Annotated in this window: 18 protein-coding genes; 6 read left to right on the top strand and 12 right to left on the bottom strand. The window is 50.1% G+C overall.

The window, feature by feature from the left end:
- Nucleotide 1: 1 nt before the first annotated feature.
- From AC1RVX_RS15820 to AC1RVX_RS15795, 6 genes are all read right to left on the bottom strand, one after another.
- The gene (locus AC1RVX_RS15820; RefSeq protein WP_493217568.1) at nucleotides 2-844 is read right to left on the bottom strand and encodes a MinD/ParA family ATP-binding protein; all 843 of its coding nucleotides are present in this window, start codon (nucleotides 842-844) and stop codon (nucleotides 2-4) included.
- Nucleotides 837-2,171 carry a flagellar biosynthesis GTPase FlhF gene (gene flhF, locus AC1RVX_RS15815; protein WP_493217567.1) on the bottom strand — a complete coding sequence of 445 codons (1,335 nt, stop codon included), beginning with the start codon at nucleotides 2,169-2,171 and terminating at the stop codon, nucleotides 837-839. Before flhF ends, AC1RVX_RS15820 begins: the two co-directional genes overlap by 8 nt.
- Nucleotides 2,168-4,252: a flagellar biosynthesis protein FlhA gene (gene flhA / locus AC1RVX_RS15810; protein WP_493217566.1), complete on the bottom strand. Its 2,085-nt coding sequence runs from the start codon at nucleotides 4,250-4,252 to the stop codon at nucleotides 2,168-2,170. The genes flhF and flhA overlap by 4 nt, the downstream gene beginning before the upstream one ends.
- Nucleotides 4,249-5,400: a flagellar biosynthesis protein FlhB gene (flhB, locus tag AC1RVX_RS15805; protein ID WP_493217565.1), complete on the bottom strand. Its 1,152-nt coding sequence runs from the start codon at nucleotides 5,398-5,400 to the stop codon at nucleotides 4,249-4,251. The genes flhA and flhB overlap by 4 nt, the downstream gene beginning before the upstream one ends.
- 228 nt (nucleotides 5,401-5,628) lie before the next feature.
- The gene (locus AC1RVX_RS15800) at nucleotides 5,629-6,876 is read right to left on the bottom strand and encodes an MFS transporter (RefSeq protein WP_493217564.1); all 1,248 of its coding nucleotides are present in this window, start codon (nucleotides 6,874-6,876) and stop codon (nucleotides 5,629-5,631) included.
- A gap of 69 nt (nucleotides 6,877-6,945) precedes the next feature.
- A complete protein-coding gene (locus AC1RVX_RS15795; protein WP_493217563.1) occupies nucleotides 6,946-8,151 on the bottom strand; it encodes an FAD-dependent oxidoreductase in 1,206 nt (401 codons plus the stop codon).
- 313 nt (nucleotides 8,152-8,464) lie between these two features.
- On the opposite strand from AC1RVX_RS15795, the gene AC1RVX_RS15790 reads away from it, so the two are divergent.
- Complete coding sequence (locus AC1RVX_RS15790; protein ID WP_493217562.1) at nucleotides 8,465-9,025, top strand: TetR/AcrR family transcriptional regulator; 561 nt, start codon at nucleotides 8,465-8,467, stop codon at nucleotides 9,023-9,025.
- Between the two features lie 37 nt (nucleotides 9,026-9,062).
- Here AC1RVX_RS15790 and AC1RVX_RS15785 read toward each other — a convergent pair whose 3' ends face one another.
- Nucleotides 9,063-9,671 carry a TetR/AcrR family transcriptional regulator gene (locus AC1RVX_RS15785; RefSeq protein WP_493217561.1) on the bottom strand — a complete coding sequence of 203 codons (609 nt, stop codon included), beginning with the start codon at nucleotides 9,669-9,671 and terminating at the stop codon, nucleotides 9,063-9,065.
- 14 nt (nucleotides 9,672-9,685) lie between these two features.
- The gene (locus AC1RVX_RS15780) at nucleotides 9,686-10,030 is read right to left on the bottom strand and encodes a hypothetical protein (protein WP_493217560.1); all 345 of its coding nucleotides are present in this window, start codon (nucleotides 10,028-10,030) and stop codon (nucleotides 9,686-9,688) included.
- On the opposite strand from AC1RVX_RS15780, the gene AC1RVX_RS15775 reads away from it, so the two are divergent.
- Nucleotides 10,019-11,473: a 2OG-Fe(II) oxygenase gene (locus AC1RVX_RS15775; RefSeq protein ID WP_493217559.1), complete on the top strand. Its 1,455-nt coding sequence runs from the start codon at nucleotides 10,019-10,021 to the stop codon at nucleotides 11,471-11,473. The genes AC1RVX_RS15780 and AC1RVX_RS15775 overlap by 12 nt on opposite strands.
- Nucleotides 11,474-11,574: 101 nt before the next feature.
- Here the strand turns inward: AC1RVX_RS15775 and AC1RVX_RS15770 are convergent, their stop codons facing one another.
- From AC1RVX_RS15770 to AC1RVX_RS15760, 3 genes are read right to left on the bottom strand one after another with little or no spacing between them, the layout of a single operon-like run.
- Complete coding sequence (locus AC1RVX_RS15770) at nucleotides 11,575-12,453, bottom strand: M48 family metalloprotease (protein ID WP_493217558.1); 879 nt, start codon at nucleotides 12,451-12,453, stop codon at nucleotides 11,575-11,577.
- Between the two features lies 1 nt (nucleotide 12,454).
- Nucleotides 12,455-12,979 (bottom strand): SH3 domain-containing protein, encoded by a 525-nt coding sequence (locus tag AC1RVX_RS15765; protein ID WP_493217557.1) that lies wholly within the window; start codon nucleotides 12,977-12,979, stop codon nucleotides 12,455-12,457.
- The gene (locus AC1RVX_RS15760) at nucleotides 12,976-14,871 is read right to left on the bottom strand and encodes a CHASE2 domain-containing protein (protein WP_493217556.1); all 1,896 of its coding nucleotides are present in this window, start codon (nucleotides 14,869-14,871) and stop codon (nucleotides 12,976-12,978) included. The genes AC1RVX_RS15765 and AC1RVX_RS15760 overlap by 4 nt, the downstream gene beginning before the upstream one ends.
- A 572-nt stretch (nucleotides 14,872-15,443) precedes the next feature.
- Here AC1RVX_RS15760 and AC1RVX_RS15755 point away from each other — a divergent pair.
- The 3 genes from AC1RVX_RS15755 to AC1RVX_RS15745 all read left to right on the top strand — a co-directional run bounded on the left by AC1RVX_RS15755 (nucleotide 15,444) and on the right by AC1RVX_RS15745 (nucleotide 18,226).
- A complete protein-coding gene (locus tag AC1RVX_RS15755) occupies nucleotides 15,444-15,794 on the top strand; it encodes a hypothetical protein (RefSeq protein ID WP_493217555.1) in 351 nt (116 codons plus the stop codon).
- Nucleotides 15,795-16,054: 260 nt separating this feature from the next.
- Nucleotides 16,055-17,200, top strand: a complete 1,146-nt coding sequence (locus AC1RVX_RS15750; RefSeq protein WP_493217554.1) for an acyltransferase family protein — start codon at nucleotides 16,055-16,057, stop codon at nucleotides 17,198-17,200.
- Between the two features lie 129 nt (nucleotides 17,201-17,329).
- The gene (locus tag AC1RVX_RS15745) at nucleotides 17,330-18,226 is read left to right on the top strand and encodes a hypothetical protein (protein ID WP_493217553.1); all 897 of its coding nucleotides are present in this window, start codon (nucleotides 17,330-17,332) and stop codon (nucleotides 18,224-18,226) included.
- Between the two features lie 63 nt (nucleotides 18,227-18,289).
- Here the strand turns inward: AC1RVX_RS15745 and AC1RVX_RS15740 are convergent, their stop codons facing one another.
- On the bottom strand, nucleotides 18,290-18,772 hold the full coding sequence (locus AC1RVX_RS15740) for a hypothetical protein (RefSeq protein ID WP_493217552.1): 483 nt from the start codon (nucleotides 18,770-18,772) through the stop codon (nucleotides 18,290-18,292).
- 555 nt (nucleotides 18,773-19,327) lie between these two features.
- Here AC1RVX_RS15740 and AC1RVX_RS15735 point away from each other — a divergent pair.
- On the top strand, nucleotides 19,328-20,317 hold the full coding sequence (locus AC1RVX_RS15735) for a carbonic anhydrase family protein (RefSeq protein WP_493217551.1): 990 nt from the start codon (nucleotides 19,328-19,330) through the stop codon (nucleotides 20,315-20,317).
- Nucleotides 20,318-20,465 lie beyond the last annotated feature (148 nt).

The raw sequence follows: 20,465 nt of genomic DNA, 5'->3' as shown, positions 1-20,465 counted from the left end.
ATTATATTCCGAGACCGACACCCAGCTCAGGGACTCCCTCTAAACATAATGTCGAACGCGCAGTCATTGCCAATTGTTCCGCCAGTTTCGAAAAAGCCAGCGAAGCACGCGCCTTGGGAAAAGCGTCAATCACGGAGCGACCCAAATGCGCAGCCTTTCTTACATGTTCATCTTCCGGCACATGGCCGACATAGTGCAAAGGCACCGCCAGATAACGGCTGGCAGCCTGCGCCATATTTGTGTAAATCAATCTCGCCTCTTTTTCTGATGCGCCGGATACTAAAATTCCATAACCGCGCCGTCCTACCCTGTTACTGACCCGTTTGATCAAGCCATATGCGGCCTTGATCATATGCGGATCAGCAGAAACCTGTATCACCAATTCACTGTCATCCAGCGATGCCAGCGGAAATGCGTCATTCGCATTAATGTCGCCATCGACCATCACCAGGTCAGCCTGATTTGCCACGACATCAAACACTTCAGTCAATTGCCGCGCACTTTCTGGCGGCAAGCCTGAAGCTATTGATGCCTGCCTGGTCAACATCGTCACCGACAAACCTGCGGCTACCAATTTGATTGCATCCTTCATTGTACGCTGTTGTCTCGCTACATCCAACAAGGTACGATCATTGCTTGCATTCAGCCAGGCCCCCACGCTATTGTCCGAGGCCCGCGCATCGATCATCAACACTTCATTACCCTGTCTTGCCAGTGACACACCAAGGTTGACCAACATGCCACTTTTTTCATCTTCTTTCAAAGCCGACAAAAAAGTAAACACCCTGGGTTTGGGGCCAGCCAGCATGCGACGCAAACCTTCTGCCTGATCAAAACTAGCCAAGGGACACCTCCTGCGACATGCCTGCAGCACGTGCCGCATTCCCTGCCCCCATGGTGCCAGCCATCAGCAAAGGCAATTCTTCATCCAGGAAACGGAAAGCTGCAGTCTCACGTTTCAGTTTAAAAGCGCGATCAATCAGATACAGCTTGTTGGCGATGTGCAGGTCTTCTGGCACCCGCTGACCGCTGGCCACGTAATACACCATCAGTTTCTGGCGTATCGCAATATCCAAAGCCCCGCCTATGGTGGCAGCCTCGTCAAGCTTAGTCAAAATACAACCTGCCAGGCCATTGCCCTGATAAGCACGCACTACTTCGCTCAGTGTTTCACCAGTCGAAGTGGCATTCAGACACAGCAAACGCTTTACCGGAGTGTCTGTTCCAGACAACATGGCAACCTGTTCTGTCACCATTTTATCGCGCTGACTGACACCAACAGTATCGATCAATACGGTATGTTTGTTTTTGAGTTCGGACAAGGCAATGCGCAAATCCGCCTCATCCTTGACGGCATGCACCATGACGCCAAGTATCTTGCCGTAAATGCGCAATTGCTCGAAACCACCAATACGATAGCCGTCGGTGGTGATCAGGGCCAGCTTGGAAGGACCATGGCGCATCACACAACGCGCTGCCAGTTTGGCCGTAGTGGTGGTCTTGCCAACGCCAGTCGGGCCTACCAAGGCATAGACGCCACCTTTTTCCAGCATTTCGTTTTCATTGTCGATGGTGGACAGATTACGTACCAACGTATTCTTGATCCAGTCCAGACCATTTTCGACCTTACCCGCTTCCGGCAATTTTTCAACCAGATAACGCGACAAGCCCGCACTGAAACCAGTTGCCAGCATTTCACGCAGAATATCTGCCTTCTGCGGATGCCGCTTCTGGGTTTGGGTCCAGGATATTTCTGCCAGTTGCGACTCCAGCATGCTGCGCATGGAACGAATTTCCGACATCACGTTATTCAACTCACCCGCGCTGACAGCCGCCTCAATATCGGCATCCATGGCAACAGCCGGTTTCAGCGGACGATGAATAACTGCCGGTGCTTCGGCCTGATAACGTGGCGCAAAACGCGGTGCATCGGGTATTGGCGGCGCCAGTGATGTTGCGGATGCCATTGACGCTGCTGACGCTGATAACGCTGGCGTATCATCGCCGGACGATGGCGTAATGGCACTGATAGCCTCATCAGCCATGGCCAAAATCTCGACCTTGCCACCGACATTGCGGTTAGACAAAATTACCGCGTCAGCGCCCAGGGCATCCCGCAACATGCGCAAAGCTTCGCGAGAAGTATTCGCGGTAAATTTTCTGACGTTCATGATTGACCTCCGACCAGGCTGGTGACTTTAATTGTTTTTGTTTCGGGTAATTCTGCGTGCGACAAGACTTTCAGTTGCGGTACCGTGCGACGCAAGAAGCGTGACAGCAAAGCCCGCAGCGGTGCCGGTACCAGCAAGACTGGTGTCAGCCCCAATTGTTCCTGATGCTGGGCGGCAGCCTCGGTCTGGCTGGCCAATGTGTCTGCCAGGCCGGGTTCAATACCGGCACCATCTGCACCACTGGTCTGCAGGGCTTGCATGAGCAGTCGTTCCAGGCGATTGTCCAGCGTCATCACGGTCAACTCATTCCCGGTTGGGAATATCTGCTGCACAATGGCACGGCCCAGGGCAATCCGCACCTGGGCAGTCAGCTCACCTGCATCCTGGGTATGTGTGGCCTGTTCTGACAGACATTCGATGATGGTGCGCATATCTCGGATATGCACACCTTCTATCAACAGGTTCTGCAAGACTTTTTGCAGTACCGACAAAGGCAGGATTTTCGGCACCAGCTCTTCCACCATCTTCGGCATATCTTTAGCCAGATGATCCATCAGCAACTGTACTTCCTGACGGCCCAGCAATTCGGCGGCGTGGGAAGTGATCAGATGATTCAGATGAGTAGCAATGACAGTCCCGGAATCCACGACGGTATACCCCATAGATTGAGCCTGATCACGCATGCTTGCGTCGATCCAGACAGCAGGCAGGCCAAAGGCAGGGTCATTCGTGACCGCACCTGGCAAATTACCAGTGACCATCCCCGGGTTAATCGCCAGGTACTGACCACTGAGTGCTTCGCCTACGCCCACTTCCACCCCCTTGAGGGTGATGCGATAGGCAGACGGCTTGAGTTCGAGGTTGTCGCGGATATGCACAGGTGGCGACAAAAAGCCGACTTCCTGTGCAAATTTTTTGCGTATGCCTTTGATACGGCGCAGCAATTCGCCACCCTGGTTTTTATCCACCAGCGGGATCAGGCGATAACCAACTTCCAGCCCCAGGGTATCGACCGGCATAATATCTTGCCAGGTTGCTTCTTCCATCTCTTGGGCTGCTGCGGGAGTGTCTTGTTTTTCTTCTGTGACAGGAGCGATCTGATTACGCTTGTTCAACAGATATCCGCCGCCACACAAGATTGCGGCAAGCAAGATGAAGGCGATATGCGGCATGCCGGGTATCAGGCCCATGCCACCGATAATACCGCCCGTAATAATCATGACCTGCGGTTTGGCAAACAACTGGCCAATCAACTGACCACTGATATCCTGGTCACTGGCTACACGCGACACGACGACACCGGCTGCAGTAGAAATGATCAGGGAAGGAATCTGCGCGACCAGGCCATCACCAATCGCCAGCAGCGTGTAGTTTTTCAGCGCAGAAGCGAAATCCAGATCATGCTGCACCATGCCGACGATCAGACCACCGACGATATTGATCACCGTAACCATGATGCCAGCCACCGCGTCACCGCGTACGTATTTACTGGCACCGTCCATGGCACCGTAAAATTCTGCTTCTTGTGCAACTTCGGTGCGACGACGACGGGCTTCTTGCTCAGCTATCAAACCGGCATTCAAATCAGCATCAATCGCCATCTGCTTGCCTGGCATCGCATCCAGGGCAAAACGTGCGCCCACTTCAGCAATACGGCCAGCACCTTTGGTCACAACAGTAAAGTTGATGATGGTCAGGATAATAAACACCACGATACCAACGGTGTAATTACCACCAATCAGAAAGTGGCCGAAAGCTTCAATCACCTTACCGGCGGCATCCGGACCGGTATGGCCCTCGGTCAAAACAACCCGTGTAGAAGCCACGTTCAGGGACAGGCGCAGCATGGTACTGACCAGCAAAACGGTCGGAAACACCATAAAATCCAGCGGCTTTACCGTATACAGACTGGTCAGCAAGACGATGATCGCAATCGCAATATTAAAGCTGAAAAACACGTCAAGTACAAATGCCGGCAAGGGCAACACCATCATCGCCAGCATCAGGATAATCAGGAAAGGCGCGGCCAACGCCCGGGAATTCATACCGTTCATCCAGACAGGTAATTTGAGGCTATTCATGCTGGGGCTCCTGCTTGATTATTCGGGTCCAGCTCAGGTGGTACATATAAGTCATTCGGTTCCATCGGTTTATTTCCAGCACCTGTGCGATAACTGCGTAACTGATATACATAAGCCAGCACCTCGGCCACGGCAGCGTACAAAGCTTCAGGGATTTCATCGCCAAGATCTGTATGTTTAAACAGCGCACGCGCCAGCGGTGGTGCCTCCAGCAAGGGCACCTTGTGCTCTTGTGCCAGTTCACGAATCTTGGCCGCCACTGCATCTGCACCCTTGGCGACCACCTTCGGTGCGCCACGTCCACCTTCGGTGTATTTCAATGCCACCGCAAAGTGGGTCGGGTTAGTGACCACAACGTCGGCGGTAGGAATTTCTGCCATCATGCGGCGGCGTGCCATTTCACGCTGCTGGGCACGGATTTTTGCCTTGATCTGCGGATTACCGTTGGCTTCTTTCGATTCCTGAATCACTTCCTGATGCGTCATTTTCAGTTTTTCAGCGTATTGCCACATCTGATAAGGCGCATCGATAGCGGCAATCGCCACCAGCGAACCAACGATAGCCAGAAAACACACACCCATCATGTGACCAACGTGGGCAGGCCCGGTTTTCAATGATTCCAATGGCAGGCCAAAAATGGCATTTTTCTGACTCATGATGACCATCCAGGCCACCACACCAACCAGAATGGTTTTGATAATCGCCTTGAGCAATTCCACACCGGCACGGGTGGAAATCATATTGCCCAGACCCGAGATAGGGTTCATGCGCGCAAAATTCGGTTGCAGCGCCTTGGCACTGAACAGCCAGCCACCGATCAGCAAAGGCGAGCCCAGCGCAACGATCAACAGTAGCCCCGCTATCGGCGCAAATGCCACCAGCACATCCCACAGACTGGCACCGATTTTGGAAAACAGTAACGATGGGTCATAAATAATCTCGCGTTCCATGGACAACCCAGTGATCAGAGCATGATTCAATTGCCTGACCAGACCATCCCCCATGGCCCATAGCGAACCACCCGCAGCCAGCAAAATGGTGCAGGTTGACAGTTCACGCGAACGTGGAACATCGCCCTCTTCCCGCGCCTGTTCAAGGCGCTTGGGCGAGGCCGGTTCGGTTCTTTCGAGATCGCTATCTTCGGCCATGGCCGACTCCTGTTATTTCCACAAAGCAACCAGCACGCTGATTACACAAAGATACAGGTGTAATTATTGGCTATACCAGAAGTACAAGATGCGTGGAATAAAGGAGGAAATACCCCTTAGCTCGGGGGAAAGAATGGCCCTTTGTACTTAAAGGGCCATGAAAGGCTGAAATCTGAATGTCAGCCTGATGACAAGACATTCAGATTTAGTTGATTGAATTACAGCTAATCAGGCAGGTACAGCTACAGGCGTCGCCACCATGCGGTGAATGAAATACATCATGACAGCCGTCAGCAGCACCGTGCAAACCAAAATATCACCCAGCAAATCAAAATGCAGTATCGCGCCACCAGCAGGCTGGCTGACTATCATCCCGGCAACCACAGAGCCGACACCACCGGCAATTTGCTGTAGCGATGAATTGATCGCCATGAATGCGCCACGGCTATCTGCGGCTGGTACAGCCGACATCATTGCCTGGGCAGGGATCATGCGCGAAAAAATACCGACAAACAGCAACACATTGACCAAAATGACCATAGGCAAAGGCGTGACACCAAGGCGGGTGTAGATGACAGCCATGACAATCGTCATCGCAGCACCGAATAAAAACATACGATATTTGCCAAACTTGTCACTGAGCTTACCAACCAGAGGACCAGTGACGATCGCACCGAAACCTGTGACCAGATAAATCATCGGCAATTCCTTCATCGAAATACCCAGGTTATTGACTGCAAAGGCGCTGCTGAACGGCATCAGCATATAGCCGCCCACGCTCAGGAAACCAGTAGCGGCGAATGCCAGCACATAACGGGGTGTTGCAATAGTAGTTTTCAAATGATGGAAAGGATTACGATCAGGATGCAACTGCAAATGCGCATCAATCGGCTTCAGGTTCACAATGATGATGACGCCGACAATAGCTGCTATTCCCACGATCATCATGAAAGGCGCATGCCAGCCCAAGTGAGCGGACAGATAAAGACCAATAGGCAAACCCAGTATCTGGCTACCGGCAAAAGCCGTTTGCAATACACCCATGACCCTGCCGCGCATACTGAAATGGAACAGGTCAGTCGTAATCGCCATCACGATGGCACCGATGACGCCGCCGAAAAGACCAGTGACAATACGTGCGAATAACAGGAAGTAGAAATTAGGCGCAATACCGCACAGGAAGGTACCCAGCATAAAGCCGCAATAAAAAAACATGAGCAGTTTTTTACGGTCAAACCGGTCAGCAAAACCCGCTGCCGCAAAACCGGCGATACCAGCGCTGAACGCGTAGGCAGATACCACCACACCAAACTGTGATGGTGTGATATTCAATGCTGGCATCAGGATCGCACCCAGTGGTGACATGATCATGAAATCCAGAATAATAGTGAACTGTAAAAACGCCAATATGGCGAGGACAAATTTTTGATAGCCAGTGAACTGCGTTGGCGGTTCTGTAGAAATAGTTTGAGTCATTTTTTCTTTCTTTTGCATTGAAACTCAGGCTCTTTGTCTTGGCCTGATTTCACATTGCCATGTAGTTTATTAAGCAGCTTCTCTGAAGCCTTCTTTTTGTAACAGCACATCCTGATTTCCAGAAAAAAACTCCCTGAAAAACGGTACTGCTTCATAGGAATGAAAGACCCTGGTAAATTTCAGTGTTTCCGCTGCGGTCTTAGCATTCCGTGCGCGCATTTCGGTTTCATAAGCGGCGATAGCTACACGCATATCCAGCCCCGGGTTAAGCAATTGATTGGCCAGCACCAGAGCATCCTGCATTGCCATATTTACTCCCTCACCCGCATACGGTGGCATAACATGAGCGGCGTCGCCCAGCATGGTCAGGTTAGACAAAGATGGCCAGCTTTGATTGACCGGTGCGCAAAATTGTGGGCGCGGTACGAAAGGCAGAGTGGCATGCCTGAATAATTCTGCCCAGATATTACTCCAGCCCTTGAATTCCTGCTTGAACCAGGCAAACACCTGATCGCGGTCAGAAAAATCAATTTTGCATTGTGTGCACCAATGCTGATCCGCTTTGTGTCCAGTGTAAAAAACCACACTGCCATCACCTTTCAACGTGATGAACAAAGTCTTTTCATCGTCAAGCGCACAAACTTTCCCACCGTCCAGCAACTCATACAATTCCGGAATAGCAGTTTTTACGTCAGCGACAATGCCTTCCAGCACCGTCACACCAGAATACTCCGGTGCAAGCTGCGTGATATAGGGACGGATTTTTGAGTTAGCACCATCGGCAGCAATGAGCAAATCAGCAGTAAATTTATCGCCGTTTTCAAATGTCATTTCAACTGACTCATCCGTCCTGTGCAAAGACGAGAAACGGGCATCCCACACCACCGTATCATCCGCCAGCGAAGCCAGCAGCAAATCCCTTAATGGGCCACGATCTATTTCTGGCCTGTCATTGCTCTCTGTCTCTGGCCCAATCTCATCAATAATGACTGCTGCCTGTGCGTCCACAAACAGCATTTTCTCGGCACCCGGACGATAAGCCAGCTCAAACGCATTCATCAAACCAGCTGCACGCAAGGCAGACAAACCAGAGCCTTCATTCAAATTCAGGGGAGCACCCTGCACTCTGGCGAACCGATTGACATCCCGTTCAAATACCTTCACTTTCGCACCTTGCATTTGCAACAGCCGCGCCAATGTCAGTCCGCCTGGCCCTGCACCTATGATGGCAATCTGCTTGTCTTGTATTGGACTTTGCTTATGGATTTTTGTCATTGCGGTCATTCCGGTTTTTATCCATTTCATTGCTTGCTTTTGCATGCGCATGCCGAGATTGCTGCTGAATGGATAGACGTTTTGAAATTGCAAATATTGCAGCAGAGCCGAAGATATTCCCGAAGATATTCTCGAATATATTTTTAAGTGCCAGAAATCGGCAAGCTGAACACTGCCTTGAGTCACACTATAATTTAACCAAATTAAAAAGTAAAGTCACTTAATTTATTAATTTACGTAATAATTGAAGTGGAAAATATGCTAGAATGAAACAAATGATAAAAACAGCAAAAAATAGCATTAAGGGGCTTTGATGGGACTGAGGGAACGAAAGAAAGCGAAAACCAGGAAGATGATTTCTGATCTGGCAACCAGGCTTTTCATAGAAAAAGGTTATAACGAAGTCACGACAGCAGAAATTGCCAGACTGGCAGAAGTATCTGTACCTACGCTATTCAAATATTTCCCCACCAAAGAGACCCTGGTATTTGATGAAGAAGTAGAGCGGGAAGAAAGATTAATCTCTGCCGTCACTGACAGAAAAGAAGGCGTATCCATACTGGACGCCTTGCTTGAGCATTTTTCAAGCTATATGGCTTTTGACGTGAAAAAGAAAAAAGAAGTAGATGCCTTCAGAAAGCTGATTTATTCCGCGCCAGATTTACATGCCTATGCCAAACAAATCTGGATGCGTTACGAAAAGTCACTGGCTGTAGCGCTACAGCAGGAAACAAAAAATAAATTGGAGAAAGCAGAAGCCGAAGCCCTGGCCCACTTTATTCTGGATGCTTTTCACCGGTCGAAAGATGCCGAAAACCCTAAAGCATCCTTGCATGCCTTGTTCAATTTGATGAAGAATGGCTGGAAAGAGTAAGCCTCTGGCACATCCTTTCCATCACTTGCAAGATGGTTCAGACTACCGCCTGAGCCGCCAGGCTGTTTTCAATAAATACCCTGGCGGTAGTCGCCGCATAGCCCTGCGGCATAATATCCCCCGCAGCGCTGGCAAGCTGAAACGCTCCCTCCATAAAAGCCAGCAAACCCGCTGCCAGCCCCGCCACCCCATCAGTAGCCCTCTTCCGATCTTGCAGACATGCTGTTAATAAAGCCTGTATCAATGTCAATTCAGCAGCAATGGCTTCTTGAAACACGGCACGTACTTCAGGCTGCCTGACGGCTTCAGCGCCAATCACCACCCAGGCAGACACTGCCTCTGGCATGGCACCCGCGCCTTTTGCCAGCCTGGCCTGAATGTAAGCAGTCAGCTTTTCTTGCGGCGTAGTGGCGCTGGCTGACAAGATCTCATAACGTTCACGCGACAGGCTGGCCAGAAACCTTACCAGCGCGACCAGAATTTCACCCTTGCTTTTGAAATGATAGTGAATCAGGCCAGGTGCGAGTTCCGCTTTCTTGGCAATGGCCAGTATCGTCGCCTTTTCATAGCCCTGCTCTGCCATGACGGACAAGAGGGCAAACACGATTTCCTGGCGACGCTGTTCTGTATTTGATTTTCTCGACATCCTGGTCTCTTTTCTCATGCGAGCGCAAGCCATAAGACATCTGGCCAGCTTCCTGCTTTATGGCGAATTGGCAAATCAAAGCAGGACCATAAATTAATTTTGGTTGAATAACCAAATTTTACTTGGTTTTTCATGAAAACTGACGTATTCTTCATTTTAAGTTGGTTGACCAACCTATTTAAAATGAAATCATCATGACTACCATGCGTAACAGACAACAGCCCACCACCAGCAATACAGCTAGCAATGCCAATAGCAAGGACATAAACAGAGCCCAAAACGGTATCGCAACATCTGCGGCGCTGCCAATGGTTGAATTCCCCCTGCCCCGCGAAGCAGGTTTTTGCATGCTTATTCATGATTTTTTGTCCGCACAGGAATGTCAGCACTACATATCCCTTGCCGAAAACACCGGCTTTCAAAGTGCAGAAACCGATTACCCGCCGTCTTACCGCAATAACGACAGGCTGGTTATGGATAATCCCTTGCTGGCTGCGCGCCTTTTCCAGCGCCTGAACACGCGTCTGCAAACGAATGATCAGGGTGCTGCCATCCGCACTATCGAAGACTGGCAACTGCATGGCATCAATGAACGTCTGCGTTTTTGCCGCTATCGCCCTAATCAGCAATTCAATATCCACCAGGATGGTGTGCACTTTCGCAATGCTGGCTATCAGTCGAAACTGACGTTCATGATTTATCTCAGTGATGAAGCCGACTTTTGTGGTGGCGATACAGTGTTCTTTGATGCCGGGCCAGAATCCGCCTCTGAGCAAGCAGGCATACTCGGGCGCGTCACACCCAGGGCCGGTAGCCTGATCCTGTTTGACCACAGCTTGTGGCATGCAGGTGAAGTCGTCACCCATGGCGTCAAACACATCATGCGCAGTGACCTCATGTATCGCAAGCAGCAACCTGTGCTGCAAATAAAAGAAGAAGCAGCTCCCACACCAGCGCATCAGGGCTATGTCTGGGCCATGACGAAGTTGCCGCAAGGCCGTATAGCCAGTGCAGGCAGAGATACCAGCATACGCATCTGGCAAGGCGGCGGTCGTCCGGTAAATGTATTGCGAGGACACAGCCAGTCTGTACTGGGGCTGACAGTCAGCAGGCAACAACGATTGGCATCGGTATCACGCGACCGCAGCTTGCGCTTGTGGAATCTGGACACAGGTCTTTGCGAGAAAAACGTGCATGCACATGACGCTGCCGTCCTTGGCATTTGCACCCTGCCAGGGTCTGGTCTTGCCACTTGCTCGGCTGATCACAGCATCAAACTCTGGACGGATGATGCTGACCAGGTAGCCAACCTGCATGGACACACAGGCTGGGTATGGGCAATCTGCCCTGTGTCTGACAGCTTATTGGCGAGTGCATCAGAAGATGGATCGGTACGTCTGTGGAATATCCAGCAACAGCAATGCATTACCGTCTTGCCTGGTGAGGCGGCACTGCGCTGCGTTACCGTTTCACCTGACGGCAACAGTCTGGTGACTGGCGACATTAACGGCAAAGTAACGGTATGGTCTGGATTATTAAGCAAACCGACCATCACACGCCAGTTGCAAGCGCACGACGCCGCCGCACGCAGCATACGCTTTTTATCTGCAAATATACTGGTCAGCAGCGGCGAAGACAAATGCGTGAAATTATGGGATGCCCATAGCGGTATGCCGATCAGCACCAACCGCCACGATAATTTTGTCACCGATATTCTGGTGCATGACACTGGTCATTACCTCAGTTGTTCTTATGATGGCAGCATACGCATACATGCTGCACCGAACAACAAACATATGTAAGGGATGATCTGAACGGCAAGCCGTCAAAGCAAAACGCCCATCAATGTTGGGCGTTTTGCTTGAGCCAGGCGATTGATCACATTGCATTTGACATATATGATTTAGCGACTGAACTCTTTAGAACGTTCAGCAAAGGATTTGCCGACTGATCCATTGCTGGAATCGAAACGGCCATTCATAACCTTGCTCAGACTGTCAAGACGATCTGTTGGTGAGGGATGGGTTTCAAACAATAAGCTAAAATTATTGTCTTGCGCACTTTGCGCCTGCAGAGTCTGTAAAACGCCAGGCAGACCATAAGGATCAAAACCGGCGCGGGCAGCAATCACAACACCCGCACGGTCAGCTGCATATTCATCACCCTTATCCAAACCTTTGGTATACATTTCCTTACCTAAATTGACCAACTTGCCTTTATATTCAGCCAAATTACCTTTGGCGACATAACTACTCACCGCCTCTCCACCGAAATCAGTCCACGCTTTTGACTGCATGGCATTCACATGATGTTTCAGTACGACGTGTGCAATTTCATGCGACAGAACACCAACCAGTTCCGACTCGTTGCGCATACGCATCAGCAATCCCTTTGTGACAAAGATCTTCCCGCCCGGTGTAGCAAAAGCATTGAACCCCACATCGTCAAGGACACCAAAAGTCCATGGCAAATCTGGCCTTTCAGTTTGCGATGCCAACCATCTCCCCAAGGTGTTCACATAGCGCTGCAACGGCGGATCATTCAGCAGAGGCTTGGCTCCAAGCAAAACGGCAGCAAACTCATTACCTATTTCTATTTCTTTTGGTTCGTCTATCCCCATACTATCGATAACAGGTTTAGCCTTATCAAGCAGGGCACCAGCGGGACCAGTTTTATTTTTAACAGCATCAAGTGCTTTATTAAAAAAATCCAACTGCGCCGCCGCCGAACCGGACAGTGCAAGGGTCAGACAGGCAACCGCGATTTTTTGTAGTTTGCGCATCTTAATTGCCCTCCCGCTTACCAGCCGCATCCTGGCCCGAATAATCAACATTGCTTGCCACCAGTTTTGAACGCTGTGCGAACGCCTGGGCGCTGTTTTTATCAACCGCAAATTTTTGCATTTTCTGAAGCTCAGCATAATTCGGCGATGCGCGTTTCAAGTCTTCTTTGTCCAGCCCCTTGACACCTGTACCCACAGTGCCAGTATTGGACGTGCGGCCAGAGGTAGCCAACGCCCCCAGCAGACTGCCACCACTCGATGGTACCGCGCTGCTAGTGCCAGCCGTGGTTTCCATACGCAGATCCAGCAGCTTCACCCAACCAGATTGACCGTTGGCGGTTTTCACCTGTGCCCAGCCACCAGATCGCTGCAATACATCAAGCTTGGTCTGGTTAGGCAGCGTGGTCACGGTGGCAGAGTCAAACTGCGCCTTGTCACGCAAATCTGTGCTGCGCTGGGTGTAAGCACTTTCGGCACCGGCGCTGCCAGCCAGCAGCACGCTGATGATTAAAATCGGGATTTTCATGCACTTTTCCTTATAGGTTCATACAATTCAACTTCCGCGACCCGACCTTTGACGGCAAAAGCCCCGCGCAACTCAAAATCGAAATCAAAATGGGACTTTGACTGGGCGCAGGCCTGCGCTGTCTCCCTGGTAACCAGCACCCGAGCAACACCCTTGGTCAGCCCCTCTACCCGGCTGGCAAGATTAACGGTATCGCCAATTGCAGTGTAATCCAGCTTGCGTTTGGCACCAATAAAGCCTACCACAGCAGACCCCGTGTGTACACCAATGCCCACGTCGAAGTCAACCAGGTCAGACCCGTCTGCCAACAATTCCTGCCGGAAAGCCAGCAGGTTGGCCTGCATTTCCATGGCTGCGGCAACTGCATGCCTGGCGTGTTCGGCATCATCTAGCGGTGCCCCCCAAAAAGCCATGATGCAATCACCGATAAACTTGTCCAGCGTGCCGCCATGTCGCCAGACTACCTCGACCTGATGCTCAAAATAACGGTTGAGCAGTTTCACCACTTCATCCGGGGACTTGCTTTCAGACAAGCTGGTAAAGCCGCGTATATCAGAAAACAGGACCGATATCTGCCGCGTTTGCCCGGATAAGCTTTCTACCGTTTCACCGTGGTCAACAATTTTTCGTACCACCTCAGGGTTAAGGAAGCGGCCAAACAGCGATACCATCCTGTCACGTGTGCGGCGTTCACGCAAAAAACCGGCAATGGCAGCTGACAAAAACCAGGCCCAGGCAAACACCAGAGGCGTGGCCATGGGCAACATCAGGTGATGGGTGATCATATTGTCGGCCACCAACAGCGCCAGCACCGTGGCCACCAGCAACAGGCTACCTGTCAGCACTGGGTTGACACGACGGCGAAAGGCGAAGACCAAACCAACTATCATGCATACGCCAATGGTGAATGGCCAGATAGCTGTCACATCACGGATGGTGCGACCATTTTTCAAATTATCGATCGCCACCGCCAGGATATCCACCCCCGGATACCCGGCGTCCAACGGTGTCAGATGGTGATCAAAGGCCCCCGCTGCCGACGAACCGATGACGACAATTTTATTCTGGAAGCGCTGCTTCAACTCTGCCAAAGCGGCAGGCGACAAGTCCGGCATTTCTTCAGTCAACTTCTTGAACAGGTCGGCATAGGCATAGCGTTGATGACCTTTTTCTGGCCACAGCAATTGAAAGTCTTTACCGGCTGGCAGGTGACCATTCAGATCACCAACCACTCTGGCCGGCAGGGACGGTATCTTCCAGCCATTCACATCCATATATAAGTGATAGCGACGCACCACACCATCGGCATCGTCTATGCTGTTGACCAAACCCAGCCGCCAGGCTTTGCGATCAATCGCATAAGGTAATTGCAGTGTTGCCCGCGCGTCCTTGCCGCCGGGCTGGGTAATCGCAAAGACATCACGCACATCCTGCAAGGCGACATCCCTAACAAATGCCGAAGGTTTGAGCTGCAAAACTTCAATATAGGTATGCGGTAATTGCTGGATTTGCTGCGACAGAAAAGCATCACTCAAAGGCTTTTCCTGATCGCGCTCATGAAAATTCAAATCAAACACGACGGCACGCGGCTCCAGCGTCGCCAGTGATTCCAGCAAAAATCCGTGTGTCTCACGCTTCCAGGCCCACAGGCCAGCAATTTTTTGCATGCCCAGCATGCTGGCATCATCGATATCCACCACCACAATATCGGGATCTGCCTTATAGCTTGGCGCGTGGTGCCGCAGATACACATCCCCCAGCCGCGACTCTGTCGTGGCCAGCCCATGCAAGCCAAACAGCTCCACCGCCATCGCCAGCACCAATAGCAAGGTCAGCGCCGCATACCAGCGCGTCGTTGCATTATTGATGAAGGGGAAGAGTTTTTTTAGCATGTCGTTGAGAAAGAGGAAAATGACTGGGAGTGCATATAACTCAACTCACCAGAAAGAATTTTATCGAATATCTTCTCACAACCGGCAGCAAAAGAATCAACAGGCGACACGACTGCAATCAATACCGTTTCCGACGGCCATACATTTCGGCTCAACGTAAGTATAATTTCCGCCTTCGTTATCAATGCCATTAATAAAGTATTGAGCATATGTGTACTGTCTCAAAAATACACATTTACACCAAGAAAACTAAAATGCAAATGATCGCTTGCAGTGCTTTTCCTGAAGGTTTTTTCAAAAATATTAGTTTTACTCTTAAAAACTGATTGTTGACCAATCACTTCATTTCAAACAAAAAATTGGCCCTCCAGTAATTTCGGCGCGCAATCAAAATTAATTGTGAAATGTGGAAAAAATAATAATGCATATTTGCAAATTAAAAAAAACTGTTTAAAATGATCTAAGGCCTAATCGATGTAATCAGGTATTTTTTAGTTTATATCCTTAAGCTATTTAAGCAGCGAATGGTAGTCTTTTTGCAAACTCACTTTTCTTTTAAGGAATATTTATAAATGCGTGAAATTTCTAGCAGCGAATTGTCTTTGGTTAGTGGTGGCGAGTTTGACTCTGTTGACAACTCTGACACTGGGGCAATGGATAGCAATGTCGGATTTGCTAGTTTCACAACAGACGACAACGGTGTAAACACGGTTACGGCATATGATCCGGTAAATGATTTATACATGGTTGGTGTTGATCAATTGCGTACTGATGGGACTTTTCATTTGGCCGCATTCAGCAATAGTGGCTCTCAATTTGAAGGGGGCGCTCTTACTATAACCCAGGGTGATAATCAAGGTATGTATTTTATATCAGCCGAAGATTTTGTGAATAACGGAATGACTTGGGGAAAGAAAAATTGAAATTTACAAATGAACCTTTAAAAGTGTAATTCATAAGCGTAATGCCGTTCAGTTAAGATCGAGCGGCATTTTCATTTCAGGGGGTGAAACGGCGGACGATGCTGTTAACTTGCAGCAGCAGGGTTGATGTCCCCCGCCGTCTTGCTGAAGCACAGAAAGTTCCCAATTGAGAGCGTCTGGGACAGTAGCTCGCAAAGCATATGCCCATTAAAATCCTGACCACCAAGTCTGCGCTTTAACCACATACCGACGACAGCTAGATGCACCCTAAAAGATTAAACGGCCTGGACACCCTGCGTGCAATGGCCATACTGCTGGTATTGATGTCTCACTACTGCGGCTTTGTCAGCAAACATCAGACATTTGGCTTCGTCGGCGATATAGGCTGGGCTGGGGTGGATTTGTTTTTTGTGCTGAGTGGCTACCTGATAGGCAACCAGATCATGGCTACCATGGCAAATGGCGAGCCACTGTCGTTACAGAACTTTTTTGCCCGACGCCTGTTACGCACCCTGCCCAATTACTATGTGGTGCTGGCCGCCTATTTTATTTTTCCGGTAGCACTGTCTGGGCGCAGTACCTCGCCGCTATGGCAATTTCTCACATTCACACAAAATATAGGGCTGGAATATGGGCAGACCTTCTCCCATTCGTGGTCTTTGTGCATAGAAGAACAGTTTTACCTGATACTGCCGGTCATCAGTCTGATCCTGTTCAGATTCAAAAGCCCACTCTGGCTAGCCTGGGGCCTACTCATCGCGGCAATTGGTGGTGGCATGCTGTTTCGCGGTATGGCATTCTTACATGGTCATCCTGCGTTTGATGCGCAAGTTTATTATTCCACCTTTGGGCGCTTTGATGAATTGCTGCCCGGTGTCGCCATCGCCATGCTCAAGAATTTTCATACAGGCTTATACGACAGACTGATGCGTCACGGCCAGGCGCTGCTGGTCACCGGCCTGCTTGCCACCTGCGGCGTCTTGTATTGCATCAACAGCGACGACTATAGCAAGCTGATGATCGTCAACTCTTTGGGCTTTTCGCTACTGGCCATCAGCTTCGCCATACTTACCCTGGCCGCACTTAGCCCCAACAGCTACCTGTACCGCCTGCGCGTGCCAGGTGCAGGTCAACTGGCGCTATGGTCGTATGCCGTTTACCTGGTACACAAACCCGTGTTCATGCTGATTGGTGCGGAATTGGCCAAACGGCAAATCGACGCGAATGCGCCACTGACTATCATTCTGGTGACTGCAGCCGGAATATTTGGTGGCTGGTTGCTGTACAGATTAGTGGAAACACCGTTTATGCAAATACGGGCACGGTGGTTTCCAAGCAAAATCCAGCAAACAAGCAGAATTACAAAAACAGAAGATAATCGAGCTTACGCCAATTCCAGCGTTTAAAAATTGAAAGCATACAGGTCAAAGTTAGATTCCACTCTTTGACACCAGGGCAGCGAAACATCTGTCAGGTCATTGGTGGAAATATCCATATCTTTGCTACACTAGATTTTTTATCCTCGCCCTAATCCTGTGACCACCATTGTCCGCACTGCCAGCATTGCTACCGCCTGCCTTATGCTGGTAGCTGCTGCCTATTTCACCTGGCAAAGCCTGAGTGAAACGGATAGCTCAACGAAGCCCGCAGAGGCCACAGACAAAGTCATTTCTAATCGATCAGCGAACTGGGGGAATGCCCCGTTTGCTAACGGCACTGCCAGACCATTACCGCGCGTACAAAGTCAGGATGCACAAGAGCAAGCCACGGTTGTCATGGGACGAAATGGCAGAGTGATTGATTTTGGAGGGAAGAACGCCCAGGAATACATAGCACAATGGATAAGTGCAGCACGCACGGGTGATGCCAACGCAGCCTACAAGGTATATCAGGCTGAATCCGTCTGTGCGAACAATGACGAACCCGCCCCCGAATATCAACACCCTGCGGAGCATGAGCAATTCTTACGCGAACGTGAAGCACTGAAAAAACTCTGCGCAAATATCACCCCAACACAATTGCAAGAACGCATGCAGTTTTTGACACTGGCTGCCAATGCTGGCAATGCGGATGCAAAGATTGATTTCTATATGGAAGGCCCCTACGGCAAAACCATAGACTTGGCAGAAAACCGGGATGACCCCGTGGTCAAAAAATGGAAAGAAGATGCCGTCAATTATTTAAAAGACGCAGCAGGGCAATGTGAGCCCTTTGCGATGGGCCTGCTGGCTACCGCATATGATGCAAGCGAAGTGCTAGCACATGACATGAAAATGTCCATGACTTACAGCGTGGCCGAGGCCGCAGCACGTGGGCATCCACTAAGTGCTGAACAATTGAAGAAACGTTTTGGTGAACAAATGACTGAAACAGATTTTGGCTATGCGCTACAGGCAGGGACGCAAATTGCGCAAAGCGCTTGCAAAAAATAAGCTGCAAAATTGAGCTAAAAAATTGGGCTGACTAGCTGCCAGCCCAACCCCAACAAAAACCGTTTAATTCCAGAGATAGCAGTAAGTCTGGCTGCGCTCCAGATTACTACCCAAAGCACCACTGGCAGAAATTGTTTTGACCCAGCCATCAGGTGCTGTGGTTTTAGGTACAGCACCGCAATTAGAATGCACCCAGTGTATGCCTACCCCACTGGTGTAGGGTTCACCACACATTTCCAGCTTGTCGTTGACTTTAATGGCCGCCAAAGATTTAGGAATGGATTTGGCATTTTTGACGTAATCGACAGCATACACATTATCCATCGCTAGATCATAGGTTTGACCGTCCTGGTCTACACGGACCTGGACATGGGTATGCGACAGCCCTACCCCTTTCAAGGTTTGTGTTGCTGCAGCAAATTTCGGCGCACTCACAACGACACCCGTGAGCAAGGTGCCGGCGGCAGCCTGACAACTACTCTGTTCGCTCGCCATGACGCATAAAGACTGGGAAACCAACAACAAGGCAACTAATAGCTTATTCAATTTCAAACTCCTTTTAACGACGTTAGAAATGACCCCATATCCTGGGTAGAAATACATGGAGGGAATTGAGGCGCGCGACTATCAATACGCTGGCGACAAGCAAATGGTGTCAGCACTCAAACGTGCACATCAACACCCAGCGTCTGTCGCCAGTTGGCCAGACATCTTCGCCGCTGATTTGCTAACGGAAAGACCACGGAAGTAGATATCACTTTATACATATCCGTCAAGCAATTTATGTAGAATATGTATACAAATTTGTGCAATGCGTCATGCCGCCAAATGCACTATCTGCAAATGCATCAGCGTCACAGACATTTCTGTTCACAGCAAGCAGAAGGCAATTATTCAATTCTGCCTGGTGCGAAACATCATCAAAATAATAATTTTTTTGCAATATTCAAAGCAATAACCTATATTGCATAAATAGCATATTTAATTGCAAACTAACCAATCACCCTGCTTGCTTATCTGAGGCTGCACTTGCGACAGCAAAGCTGCCGCGCCTTTTCGGTTTGCACCTGACTCAACGCCCATTGAAGAAAGAGGTAACTCATGTTCACGAATAAGCGGCAGCGGGCATATCCCTGGCATTTGGCACTGACGCTGAGCTTGTTGTTGAGCTTAGGAGGTTGCGCCACCGACAAGCCAGAACCGCCTAAACAATCGATGATGATGCCGATGTCTGCGGCTAATATGGATATGCAAAAAAGAATGTCCATGCCCAGCAGTGCTGCCGAAGAAAATTATCAGAAACAATGTCATGACTGGAAATACCCTGAGCTAACTGGGACATTCAACAACTGGGTGGCGGTCTACAAATGCCTCAAATGCGCAGAAAGCGAACCGAACCAGTCGCCAATTGTGCTGGACCCGACAACGGCCAATAGCAGAAGCGGCTGGACCGTCCCCACCAATTTGAGCGACCCCAACTATGCCGTGAAGCTGGTACGCAAGGATGACCATAACAACTACGCCTTTGCAGTCAGCCCTCCAGGTGGCAGACCGCTGACCATCGTTTCATCCAACTGGGGAGGCGCAGGGACAATGACGTTCACACTGGAAGAATTCCATTTCCATGTCCCTGCCGAACACGCCATCGTCAGGCAACCCATATCCATGCTGGAAATGCATGTCAAAGCCAGCGGCGTTGGAAGTGGTGCCATCAGCAATTGGACGGCAAAAGCCGTATTTGCAGTGCAATTTGCCATAGGGCCAGAAACTGGTGGTCCCTATTCGGTGCTGCAACCAGTGGCAGAAAGCATGGCAGGCAAATCCGCCCTGCCGATCAAACCCTTCCAACTGGGCAGCCTGATTGTGCCATTCACCACACAATCACAATTTCAATATTACGGATCACTGACCACCCCAACCTGCGATACACCGGTATTCTTTTTCGTGCTACGGGAACCCGTGCGAATTCATTCTGCTGACTGGAACTCCATCGCCAACAGCCTTACGTCATTGAACGGCGTTTCCAACGCCCGCCCATTGCAGGCGCGGCCTTTGACGACGCCATCAAGTGTGGCGATAGTGAGTCCGTGATTGGGAATGACGGATTGCCCGAAAATTCAACGGCGGTAGTAGTCCACACGACCTCTTGTTGCAAGTGCGCTTTGAGCTTCCCCTGAAATTTAGTTCCCCAAAGGTGACGTAAAATAAACGTAACTTTGGAAAAACAAATGATGAACAG

It is taken from the genome of Undibacterium sp. GW821-FHT11B02 (assembly GCF_058808955.1).
Note: the sequence above shows the minus strand (reverse complement) of the source record. Positions and strands in the feature narration are given on the sequence as shown.